This is a genomic window from Psychrobacter sp. MF31, from assembly GCF_012847335.1.
Lineage (GTDB): Bacteria > Pseudomonadota > Gammaproteobacteria > Pseudomonadales > Moraxellaceae > Psychrobacter.
Window position 1 is genome coordinate 230242 of sequence record NZ_JABBDX010000002.1, and the last position, 11649, is coordinate 241890.

Here is an 11649-nt window from a genome sequence, read left to right on the forward strand (position 1 = left end):
ATTTTTTTGTGATAAGGAGCCGGCTATGGTGAAGATTCGTGAAGGCTTGCCCTTGATAGATGGGCAGACCACACAGGTCGATAGCGCCGCTGTGGCCGCCCAACTGGTTGCCAATCAGCGCTCGCAAGGCTCCGCAAACAGCTATGCTCAGCTGCCGCTAGATATCAAGCAGCAGCTTGCTACTCATAAGCTGCACACCACGTTTGATCGGACGCCAAATTACAACTATCCTGATGAGCTGTATTTTGATAACGATTATTTAGACAGTGCTTTATTTCATGAAGCGCAATTGATTGATAGCGAAGGCTTAAGCCTTGAGCAAGCCAATATTGATATTCCCGTTTGGCTTGACAATGTTGCTCGGCGAATCGGTCAAGCCAGCGTCCCAAAGCTGACTCAAGCTTGCGAGTTTATCCGCAGTCGAATGACAACCGATGAGTCTGAGCATTCAGGTGCTTATGTGACTGGCATTGGTATGACCGACATTTTGACTTATCTTTATCAAGATGAAAATGCACTGGTCGCTGCTATGCTTTATCGCAGTGTTCGTAAAGAGCTGATTTTACTTGACGAAGTTAAAAAACAATTTGGCGAGGATGTCAGCACCCTAGTCACTGATACGCTGGCAATGGGAAAGCTTGCGGATATTATTGAGAGCAGCAAGCGCTTAGAAGATCATTTTGTTAACAATCAGCGCGATCAGCTGTCCAACATTTATAGCATGCTCATCTCGGTTACCAACGATGTTCGCGTGGTGCTCATTAAGCTTGCTGAGCGCACCTTTGCGATGCGCGAGTTGTCTTTTTCGACCACTGAGCGTCAGCGCCGCGTTGCCCGTGAAGTGATGACCATTTACGCCCCGCTTGCGCACCGACTTGGCATTGCTCAGCTTAAATGGGAACTTGAAGATTTAGCCTTTCGTTATCTTGCGCCCGACCGCTACAAAGAGATTGCCAAGCTGCTTTCAGAAAAACGTAGCGAGCGTGAAACTTATATTCGCCGCGTTGAGCAGCAGCTTAATGACGCGCTACGTGATGCGGGCATCAAAGGCGAGGTTTCAGGTCGCGTTAAGCATATTTACTCCATTTACCGCAAGATGAAGCTTAAAGGCTTATCTTTTGATCAGCTTTACGACATTCGAGCGCTTCGGGTTTTGGTAGAAGATACTGCCGACTGCTATCATGTGTTGGGATTGGTTCACGGGCTTTGGCGCTATATCCCTGAGCAGTTTGACGATTATATTACCAATCCCAAATCTAATGGTTATCGATCGCTTCATACCGCCGTCATTGCTGAAAATAAATCCCTTGAAGTTCAAATTCGCACGCATAGCATGCACTTTGAGGCAGAGCTTGGCATGTGCGCCCATGTCAATTACAAAGAAGGGCTTAAAAACAAAAAAGACAACTATCTCAATCAGCGCATCAGCTCATTGCGCCAGTTATTACTCATCAATAACGAAACCAAATCGCATGGCAAAACGGTCGTGGTTGAAGGTGAAAATGGCGATTTTGAAATTTTTGAAGATGATGAGCAAACCGTTGATTTTGATGAGCTTGAGCGCATTTATGTGTTCAGCCGTGATGGTGATATTACCGAGCTTCCAAAAGGCGCCACCGTTCTTGATTTTGCTTATTATGTTCATACGCAAGTTGGCAACCGAGCTCAAGCTGCTCGCGTTAACCAGCGCTATGTGCCGCTCACCTATCAGCTTAAAACCGGCGAGCAAGTTGAAATCATTACCAAAGCTGCCCGTGAACCCAACCGCGATTGGCTGGTTGCCTCCCTTGGTTATATCCATACCAACCGCGCCCGCTCCAAGCTTCGGCAATGGTTCAACAAGCAAGACCGCGATAAAAATATCGAAATTGGGCGGCAAATGCTGGCAAAAGAGCTTGAGCGCTTATCGGTTCATCCCAATAGCATTGATTTGAACGACTACTTGCAGTTTTTTAACGCCAATACGGCAGATGATATCGTAGTCGGATTGGTCACAGGCGACATTGGCATTCACCAATTGACCAATCACATCTCCCGACAGCTGCACCTTGAGCCTGAAAAAGAAGAAGAAGAATTTACCCCAAGTATTGATACCAAAATCAGCGACAAGCTTGGCAATTATAAAATCAATATCGACGGTTTAGATAATATTGAAATTAGCCTTGCTGGCTGCTGCCATCCGGTTCATGGCGAGCCGATCGCCGGATTTATTACCCAATCGCGCGGCGTTAGTATCCACAATCGCGGCTGCCCTGAATATGCAAGGATGATTGAGCGTGAACCCGAGCGGCAGATCAATGCCTCTTGGCGCGCTAAATCAGGTCGATTTCAACCCGTAGACATTCATGTTGAAGCTTACGATCGGCGCGGATTGCTTCGGGATTTGACCCAAGTCATTGATAAAGAAAATGTTAATATCCGCAAAATTGACACGCTCAGCACCGATGACAACATCGCGCTTCTTAAATTTCATGTTGAAGTTTCAGGACTTGCGCACTTATCCAAACTGCTTGCCAAGCTTGAGCAGCAGCCGGGGATTTTACACGCTCGCCGAGCCGTTGCTTAGCGTTATCTTGCTTAAACTTAATTTTTGATATTAAATAAAGGTTACCTTTTTATTTTATGCCTGAATTGCCCGAAGTTGAAACCACCAAGACCAGCCTTGAGCCGTTACTTGGTCAAACCCTAACCCGCGTTCAAGTATTTCAGCCCAAATTGCGCTGGGCGATTCCTGATAATTTGGCAAATCTGAACGGCTATCAGCTAAAATCCGTTGATCGGCGCGCCAAATATTTGCTTTTGACCTTTATCAAAAAAGATGCTGAACCATTAAAACTGATTGTCCATCTTGGCATGTCAGGAAGTTTGCAGCAGCTTCCGATGGAAACTGAAAAACGCAAACATGACCACGTTATTCTTACCTTTAGTGACAACCTTGGCAATCAAAACGCCTTACACTATCACGACCCGCGGCGCTTTGGGGCGATGCTTTGGCACCATGAGTATCATAACAAACTGTTAACCCATCTTGGCGTTGAGCCTTTATCAAAGGCGTTTAATGCCGATTATCTTTATCAATTAATTCAAAAAACCTGCCCATCCAATTTAGCCATTAGCAACACTAAAAAACCGCGACCTATGACCAAGCCTATTAAGGCGGTCATCATGGAGCAGCAAGTGGTCGTTGGTGTGGGCAATATTTATGCAACCGAAAGCTTATTTTTAGCCAATATTCATCCCTCAACGCCTGCCAATCAGCTCAGCTTTGATCAAATTGCCACCTTAACGGCTCATATTAAAGCGATTTTATCTCGGGCGATCGATCTTGGCGGCTCAACGCTGCGTGATTTTACCGTAGCAAACGGTCAAACCGGCTATTTTCAGCAAACGCTTAATGTTTATGGCAAACAAGGTCAGCTCTGCCCCAATTGCCAAACGCCTTTAGAAAATGTCAAAATCACAGGTCGAGCAAGTGTTTTTTGTCCTAATTGCCAACCTAGTTCCATTTTGGCAAAAAATTAATCAACATTGCTTTATCTTTTAGGTTGCTTATCAAGTCCCAACTTGCTTTAATAGCTTTATTTGCCAGCCATTTTTTAGCCGTTGCTTGAATTTGGCAACGACGATGACAACTATTTAGGATAAGGCTTGCCTTATTTATTTTACGATTAGGATATGGTTATGACTCAAATCAAGCGTAGCATGAAAACAAAACTCTTGAGCGCCGCAATCAGTATTAGTATCATGACCGTTGTCATGCAGCCTGCAACTGCGGCTATCGAGATTGATGAGTCAGATTTTGGACCTTCTTATGATACGATGATGGTCGATACGGTTGCCGGAAAACCATTACAACTGATTGCCGCGATTGCTGGAACCGCAGCTTACGTAGTAAGTTTGCCGTTTTCGCTCATCGGAGGAAATGCTGATCAAGCTCAGCAAAAACTGGTCGTTGAACCTTGGAATGCAATGGGACGCTGCCTTGGTTGTACCGTTGCTGAAGATAACTATTATAAATCACAAGCAACCAATGACAATACGGTTCGAATTGTGGTCGATCAGCCCTCAGAGATTTTAATTAACACCAATGACTATGTGGTCGTCCGTCCTTAAATTCTCCCTGCTATCTTTGTCATAATAAAAAATTGTAATCAAGCTAAAATAAAAAAGGCTAACCTGGGTTAGCCTTTTTTTATTACACAAAATAGCTCAGCAAATTAAGCTTCTTTTTTGCGGTTATGACGTTTGCGATCGCTTTCAGTTAAATACCGCTTACGCAATCGGATTGATTTTGGCGTCACTTCAACCAATTCATCATCTTGAATAAATTCAAGCGCTTGCTCAAGCGTAAACTTGATCGCAGGCGTCAAGGTTAACGCTTCATCCGTACCGCTCGCGCGAACGTTGGTCAACTGTTTTGCAGTTGTTGGGTTTACGACCATATCGTCATGGCGCGAATTTAGTCCCACGATCATACCTTCATAAACTTCAAGCTGCGGCTCTGCAAAGAGCTTACCGCGTTTTTGCAAGTTAAAGAGTGCAAATCCTAAGCAAGTACCATTTGCCATCGATACCAAAACGCCATTCGGACGACCGCCAACATCACCGATCTTTTGTGGACCATAATGCGAAAAGCTTGAGGTTAAAATACCTGTTCCTGATGTGAGCGTCATAAACTCAGAGCGAAAACCGATCAAGCCGCGAGCAGGCATCACCGCTTCAATACGAATTCGACCTTTGCTGTCAAGCTCCATATTGGTCATCTCGCCTTTGCGTAGACCGATTTGCTCCATGATGCTGCCTTGATGCTCAGATTCGACATCAAAGATCACGTTTTCATACGGTTCTTGTAGTTTGCCATCGACTTCTTTAACGATAACCTCAGGACCTGAAACCCCAAGCTCATAGCCTTCACGGCGCATGTTTTCAATCAAGACTGATAAATGCAGCTCACCGCGACCTGAAACTTTAAACTTATCCGGAGAATCGGTATCTTCAACGCGCAGTGCAACGTTATGAATCAGTTCACGCTCTAAACGCTCACGGATATTTCGTGAGGTCACAAATTTGCCTTCACGACCTGCAAAAGGTGAGTTATTCACCTGAAAGTTCATTGAAACTGTTGGCTCATCAACGGTCAATGGCGGCAAGGCTTCAACGTGGTTAGTATCACAGATGGTATCTGAAATATTAAGCGCATCAATCCCCGTGATACAAATGATATCACCAGCCTGGGCGCTATCCACATCAATACGCTCAAGACCATGATAACCCATGATTTTTAAGATGCGACCGTTGCGCTTATTGCCTTCTTTGTCAATGATCGTGACTGGCGTATTGGTTGAAATGCTGCCACGCTGAATACGACCAACACCAATTACCCCAACAAAGCTGTTGTAATCAAGGCTTGAGATTTGCATTCTAAATGGCGCGTCAACATCCACTTGTGGTGGCTCAACAACATCAACAATCGTCTCAAATAGCGGCGTCATATCGGCTGCCATCTCATCAGGAGCATTCCCAGCAATCCCATTTAGCGCCGAAGCGTAAACAACTGGAAAGTCAAGCTGCTCATCGGTTGCACCAAGATTGTCAAACAAATCAAAAACTTGATCCATAACCCAATCGGTTCGCGCGCCTGGACGATCAACTTTATTAATCACCACAATTGGCTTTAGACCTTGTTCAAACGCTTTTTGAGTTACAAAGCGCGTTTGCGGCATTGGACCATCAACAGCATCAACCACTAAAAGAACGCAGTCAACCATTGACATGACGCGCTCAACTTCACCACCAAAGTCGGCGTGACCTGGGGTATCCACGATATTGATTCGATATTCGATACCTTGCTTTGGATGCTGCCATTTGATAGCGGTATTTTTGGCAAGAATCGTAATACCACGCTCTTGCTCAATCGCTCCTGAATCCATTGCCCGCTCTGCCACGTTTGCACGATCGTCAAAAGTTCCTGATTGGTGCAACAATTTATCTACCAAGGTTGTCTTACCGTGGTCAACGTGGGCAATAATTGCAATATTGCGCAAATGTTTGATATCGTTCGCCATATAAAATGCTCTGTTCGTCTTAAGAAATAAAGTCACTCTCAGCCATGGCTGATAGAAGCTTTAAAAAGGAAAAGTTAAACTAAAAAGACAACCACACAATACGCGTTAATGTCTTTAAGAAATTAAGCTGTGATACGTTTCTATCATTCAAAGCGACTTTAAATCATAAAATCACTTTGAGAATGGATGAAGTGTTAGGGCGGCTAGTATACCACCATTTTTACTCAAAATTATGAATTAACTGAGATAATAGGAAGATTAAATAAAAAAAAGCCACCAAATTGGTAGCTTTTTTTGTAATCTTTATAAGATTAATTGGTCATCAATAATGATTTATTGAACTACCATATCTTTTGTTTGATCAACGGTAGTGGTTTTATCACCAGTGATGATCGCATAAACACGGCGGTTCATTGCTCGACCTTCTTCAGTGTTGTTGTCTGCGATTGGGCGGTCATAACCGTAACCTACGGTTGATAAACGGTTTGGAGCAATACCAAATTCGTTAGTCAACATTGACTTCACAGCAACAGCACGGGCTTCAGACAAGCGTTGGTTATAAGCTGCTGATGGACCAGTTTTTGATGCATGACCTTCAATACGAGCCGCTGAGTTTGGATACTCGCGCATTTTTTCAGCAACTTTTGCAATTTCTGGCTTGTATTGATTTTTGATGGCAGTCTTGTCGTTGTCAAAGAAGACACGAAGTTCCATTTTTAGCTCATCAACAAGATCAACTTGAAGTGGGCAGCCATATTCATCAACTACAACGTTCATTGGAGTGCCTGGGCAACGATCGATGCTGTCTGGAACGCCATCACCATCAGAGTCAACGTCAGTTTCTACTGGAACAACGACAACTGGTGGCGTTTCTACTTCAGGCTCAACGATTGGTGGTACCGCAACGGTAGGCGCTAAATGACCACCAAGAACCACTTCTAAACCAGCAAGAGCAAGACCTTCCCACCAGTTTTGATCAAAGTTGTGAATCGCACGAGCTTCACCACGTAGGCTTAGAGCATCATTGATGCGGTACATCGCACCAAGACCTAAGTTACCAATAGTATCAGTTGATTCTGAAACTTCAGATCCTGCTGGAATCGGCTCGTTTTTACCAAATGCATTAGTATTTGATCTATCACCATTAGCTGCAATAGCTTCTTGGTTTTTAACTTTGATTTTTGACTGACCGGCACCAACCAAGACATATGGTTTAAACGCGCTGTCGGTGTAACCAGTGAATTGCTCAGTTCCGATCAAGAAGTTACCAGTGATCATACGCTGATCAACGTCGAATTTAGAACCGGTGTCATCATTGACGCCATCAGTATTTGAAACGCCATATTCAACTTGGAACTGAGTTGATGGGGTAATTTCAATACCTAGGGCAGCACCAGTATAAAGACCATTTTCTTTATAGACACCATTGTTTTCGCCACTAATATCTTTGCCTTCACCACTCTTGAATAGTTCACGCTGCTCATTATCAGCGCCTTCGCTGTAGTGGTATCCTAACAATAATGGGCTAACAGTAACGCCAGCTTGAGCTGCTAAAGGTGCAGCTGTAGCGGCAACCAAAGCTAAAGCAATTTTATTTAATTTCATGGACTTCCTCCAAAGGATGATTTAAGTTTTGCGTAAAGCAAAACCGTTTCCTAGATGATCTAAAAATCGAGACATCTTTTTAAATTTAAATTGTACAACAAAACCAATTACGGAGTAGCTTAGCGATTCTAAATTCAATTTACAACTTTTTTTGTAAGCCAGCTACACATTATTACACGATAGTGTTGTAACTAAAACACAATAACTAGTTTTGATTACTGAGGATAAACCTAAATTGCAGTTTGCTTCTGTTTAGTAAAACATTAGAAGCATTAGTAAATCAAAAGCTACTTATTGTCTTAAATTAGTTTAATACAACTTGTTTTAATTCTCTAGCAGTAAAACTTTAAGTTCACCAATTTAAACAAATTTTGACAATTTAGTCGTAATTTGTTTAAATTATTAAACCGAACATTATTTTATTTAAATTTAGTCATATTATGTTACATATTATACTGTAGTTTTGATCCATTTTGCTTTTTAAATTGTAATTTAACGTCAATAAAATTGCTTAAAGGTAACTCTCTGTGAAAAACAAATCACTTCATAATTCAAAATTAAAAATAAAGGAAGTTAATTCAATAGGTTATCAACAAAGCATTAAGCATATTAGTGGTTTTGGTCTAGTTGAATTAACGATTACCTTAACAATTTTAGCAGTGGTGATAAGTATTGCTGCGCCATCCATTATTGGTCAGCTTGCCGCAATGGAAGCAAAGCGTTTCCGCTTTGAGGCGACAAACATGCTTAAGTTGGCTAAATCTGAAAGTTTGATTCGACATCAAAATGTCTTTGTTTGTTTGACGAATAATAGCGGCGTTTGTCACAAAGATGGCAGTCAATCGTTATTGCTATTTTTAGATAAGAATAATAACAATCAATATAATGCAGGCGTTGATGTCCTATTAAGTGAAAGTCAACTGGGCTTAAGATACGCGACCGTTCACCTGAGAGCAAGCGATCGCGATTATACAAGATTTTCTGCCGATTCTGGAAAATCACGCGGATTTATGGGTCATATTAAGTATTGTCCCAGTTCAGCTTTTAAAAATAATAGCTATCAAGTGTCCTTTAATATGTCTGGGATTATTAAATTTAAACCAAATAGCTTATATCCAAACGACTGCCCTTCTTAATAGCTGATTACTGTTTTAATAGCTGATGATTGTTTTTAATTTCATTACTTACCACTATGCATCGCTGCTTTCATAAGTACCACAGCTTGCGATAATCCCTCAAAAATAGCGTCGCTAATGAGCGCGTGACCAATGTTTAACTCATAAATACCATCAATAGCCGCAATCGCCCCAACGTTTTTTTGGGTAAGACCGTGACCTGCATTAATCAACAGCTCACTATTTGCTTTTTGCGCATATTGAACGGCATCTTTAATGCGGTTAAGTTCGGTTTGTTCGCCGTCAACATCTTGCGCTAAGCCTTTTTCGGCATAAGCTCCGGTATGCAATTCAATCGCATCGGCGCTGCAAGCAACCGCCGCGTCGATTTGCTCGTGGTCTGGGTCAATAAAAAGTGAGACTTTAATGCCGTGGTCTTGCAGTTTTTTGATGTAATCTTTGAGCATATTAACTTGACCTGCGACATTTAATCCGCCCTCGGTCGTCAGCTCCTCGCGCTTTTCAGGAACTAAGCAAACCCAATATGGCTTCACTTGACAAGCGATGCCAAGCATTTCTTCTGTAGCTGCCATTTCTAAATTCAGGCGCGTGGTAATATGTTTAGCAATCTCGTAAACATCGCTATCTTGAATATGGCGGCGGTCTTCGCGCAAATGAATGGTAATGCCATCAGCGCCCGCTTTTTCGCAAATTTGCATGGCTCGAAGCGGACTTGGATAATCCACGCCGCGAGCTTGACGCAAGGTGGCAACGTGGTCGATATTGACACCAAGTAAAGGTTGTTTGATATCAAAATGGTTTGAAATAGTCATGACTTGTCCTTTTGTCAAATCGCGATTAGCTTTAATTGTTGATTGCGATAGGTTTTCTAATGGGGAGTTGAATTTTTAGGTGGATAAACGCCATTTCTATCATAATAGCTTTTATTATTAAAGCAAATTATTGTTGATAGCGCAGCTGCTGTTGCCAAAGTTTTCGACTTTGAAGTGGCTTATGGTCAAGTAAATGATCGATTAATTGCCGGTACAGCCGAGAAAAAACAGTTAAAGTCACTTCACTAATACCAATATCTGCCATGGCTTGAATTTCAGAGCCTGTAAAAGCATTGGCGATTGCGCTTGCTTGCTCGTTTGGCTGTAGTTTAACGGCTAAAAACCCTGCATCAGGCGCAAAACGATAAATACTATCCGCCATAATGCTATTTCCTAAACTGTCTTGAGTAAAAGCAATCACAAAGCCAAGCTGAATAAATAATTGCTGCTCAAATCGGCGCAAACAAAGTCGCAGTTCGATATCAGTTAGGGGATTTTTAAGTCTGCTAAGGCTATTTTCGTAATATTGCCAAAGATCAGGGGCAGCATCTTCTTGGGGCAAAAGACGCCATAAAATCTCGTTTAAATACAACGCAGCATATTGATTTTGACCGCCAATTTTTTGATAGCGGCTGGTTTGAGTAATTTCTGAATGTAGCTCGGTAGTTGCAATGGTGATTTGGCTAAAGGTTTTCAGCTCACGCTTGCCGGTTGCAAACAGCTGAAGCAGCTCAAATAGCGGCGCACCTTTTTTACCAATGCCGCTAATAATGCCATGCTCTTGGGAAAATAAATAATACAGCGCGCGCTTTTCTTGATAAGGGCGCTGATGCAGTAAATAGCCGGTTAGTGCCTCATTGCGCATGGATTGCCCTTATTTTTAATAAGTAAAACGTCAATATCCTAAACTATTTAACGCGCGCTCATCGTCCGACCAGCCGCGTTTGACTTTAACCCAAAGCGTCAGCATGACTTTTTTGTCAAACAGTTGCTCCATATCACGGCGAGCATCAATACCCACTTGCTTGATTCGTTGACCTTTTTCACCGATGACAATGGCTTTTTGACCGCTGCGCTCCACAAAAATGGTCGCATCAATAAAGGTCATTGCCTTGCGTGGTCGACCAGTTTTTGGGTCAAGGTGCGCAGGCTCATCTTTAAATTCGTCAATTTGAACGGTTAAATCGTAAGGCACTTCATCACCGGCGCTGCGCATGATTTTTTCGCGGATGATTTCGCTTGCCAAAAAACGCTCAGAGCGGTCAGTGATTTGCTCGGTATCAAAAATCGGTTCAGCGACTGGCAGATGCGAGGCAATAACCTCTTCTAAACGGTCAAGGTTTTGATTTTTAAGCGCCGAAACAGGAACGATATCAGCAAAATCAAAGCTGTCGTTAAACGTTTCCATTAAAGGCAAAATCGCGCCTTTGTCTTTAATCGTGTCAGCTTTATTGATGACCAAAACGACGGTTAGATCGGTCTCGCCAAGCTTTTGCAAAGTCAACAAATCATCCTCACGCCATTGGTCAGAGTCCACAACAAAGAGCACCAAATCAACATCAACCAAGGCAGAAAACGCCGCTTTATTCATCCGCTCATTGATGGCGCGAACTTCGTTTTGATGGATTCCGGGGGTGTCCACAAACACTGCCTGCATCTCGTCAGTCGATAAAATTCCGTGGATTCGGTGGCGCGTGGTTTGTGGTTTACGCGACGTGATGGACAGCTTTTGTCCAAGCATGTGGTTCATGAGCGTCGATTTACCAACGTTTGGACGACCCACAATGGCGACAAATCCAGCTTTAAAATCGTTTTTTTGCGAATTACCTTGAGGATTGGCTGAAAAAAATGCCTCAATGGCGTTATCGTTGTCAATGTCAGCTGTGATTTCTAAATCAGTACCGCTGTTTTCTAGCTCAATGCTAGGGGCATCTGTCTTATCTTTATCAAAACTATCAGACGGTTGGCTCATGGAAAATCCTAGTTATTCATCAATTTGGTATTAAAGCAATAAGCCGTAATTAAGAGAGT

The 11649-nt window shown here is 42.7% G+C and carries 9 protein-coding genes; 4 read left to right on the top strand and 5 right to left on the bottom strand.

Going from position 1 to position 11649, the window contains the following annotated elements; all coding sequences use genetic code 11:
• Positions 1-25 precede the first annotated feature (25 nt).
• The 3 genes from HF322_RS04200 to HF322_RS04210 all read left to right on the top strand — a co-directional run bounded on the left by HF322_RS04200 (position 26) and on the right by HF322_RS04210 (position 4113).
• The gene (locus tag HF322_RS04200; protein WP_169392151.1) at positions 26-2566 is read left to right on the top strand and encodes a bifunctional (p)ppGpp synthetase/guanosine-3',5'-bis(diphosphate) 3'-pyrophosphohydrolase; all 2541 of its coding nucleotides are present in this window, start codon (positions 26-28) and stop codon (positions 2564-2566) included.
• Positions 2567-2622: 56 nt separating this feature from the next.
• Positions 2623-3522, top strand: a complete 900-nt coding sequence (gene mutM / locus HF322_RS04205) for a bifunctional DNA-formamidopyrimidine glycosylase/DNA-(apurinic or apyrimidinic site) lyase (protein ID WP_169392152.1) — start codon at positions 2623-2625, stop codon at positions 3520-3522.
• A 159-nt stretch (positions 3523-3681) separates the two neighbouring features.
• On the top strand, positions 3682-4113 hold the full coding sequence (locus HF322_RS04210) for a hypothetical protein (protein ID WP_169392153.1): 432 nt from the start codon (positions 3682-3684) through the stop codon (positions 4111-4113).
• 104 nt (positions 4114-4217) lie between these two features.
• Here HF322_RS04210 and typA read toward each other — a convergent pair whose 3' ends face one another.
• Both typA and HF322_RS04220 read right to left on the bottom strand, forming a co-directional pair.
• The gene (typA, locus tag HF322_RS04215) at positions 4218-6065 is read right to left on the bottom strand and encodes a translational GTPase TypA (RefSeq protein WP_169392154.1); all 1848 of its coding nucleotides are present in this window, start codon (positions 6063-6065) and stop codon (positions 4218-4220) included.
• A 333-nt stretch (positions 6066-6398) separates the two neighbouring features.
• Positions 6399-7670, bottom strand: a complete 1272-nt coding sequence (locus tag HF322_RS04220) for an OmpA family protein (protein ID WP_169392155.1) — start codon at positions 7668-7670, stop codon at positions 6399-6401.
• Between the two features lie 527 nt (positions 7671-8197).
• Between HF322_RS04220 and HF322_RS11745 the strand changes: the two genes are divergently transcribed.
• A complete protein-coding gene (locus HF322_RS11745; protein ID WP_169392156.1) occupies positions 8198-8806 on the top strand; it encodes a GspH/FimT family pseudopilin in 609 nt (202 codons plus the stop codon).
• Between the two features lie 44 nt (positions 8807-8850).
• Here HF322_RS11745 and pdxJ read toward each other — a convergent pair whose 3' ends face one another.
• From pdxJ to era, 3 genes are all read right to left on the bottom strand, one after another.
• The gene (gene pdxJ, locus HF322_RS04230) at positions 8851-9618 is read right to left on the bottom strand and encodes a pyridoxine 5'-phosphate synthase (protein WP_219848165.1); all 768 of its coding nucleotides are present in this window, start codon (positions 9616-9618) and stop codon (positions 8851-8853) included.
• Between the two features lie 127 nt (positions 9619-9745).
• Positions 9746-10483, bottom strand: a complete 738-nt coding sequence (gene recO / locus HF322_RS04235; RefSeq protein WP_169392157.1) for a DNA repair protein RecO — start codon at positions 10481-10483, stop codon at positions 9746-9748.
• 30 nt (positions 10484-10513) lie between these two features.
• Positions 10514-11590: a GTPase Era gene (era, locus tag HF322_RS04240; protein WP_169392158.1), complete on the bottom strand. Its 1077-nt coding sequence runs from the start codon at positions 11588-11590 to the stop codon at positions 10514-10516.
• Between the last annotated feature and the right edge of the window lie 59 nt (positions 11591-11649).

Bases quoted from the DNA above. Each gene is read 5' to 3' on its own strand.
- HF322_RS04200 (WP_169392151.1), top strand. From the start codon at position 26: ATGGTGAAGATTCGTGAAGGCTTGCCCTTGATAGATGGGCAGACCACA.
- mutM (WP_169392152.1), top strand. From the start codon at position 2,623: ATGCCTGAATTGCCCGAAGTTGAAACCACCAAGACCAGCCTTGAGCCG.
- HF322_RS04210 (WP_169392153.1), top strand. From the start codon at position 3,682: ATGACTCAAATCAAGCGTAGCATGAAAACAAAACTCTTGAGCGCCGCA.
- typA (WP_169392154.1), bottom strand. From the start codon at position 6,065: ATGGCGAACGATATCAAACATTTGCGCAATATTGCAATTATTGCCCAC.
- HF322_RS04220 (WP_169392155.1), bottom strand. From the start codon at position 7,670: ATGAAATTAAATAAAATTGCTTTAGCTTTGGTTGCCGCTACAGCTGCA.
- pdxJ (WP_219848165.1), bottom strand. From the start codon at position 9,618: ATGACTATTTCAAACCATTTTGATATCAAACAACCTTTACTTGGTGTC.
- recO (WP_169392157.1), bottom strand. From the start codon at position 10,483: ATGCGCAATGAGGCACTAACCGGCTATTTACTGCATCAGCGCCCTTAT.
- era (WP_169392158.1), bottom strand. From the start codon at position 11,590: ATGAGCCAACCGTCTGATAGTTTTGATAAAGATAAGACAGATGCCCCT.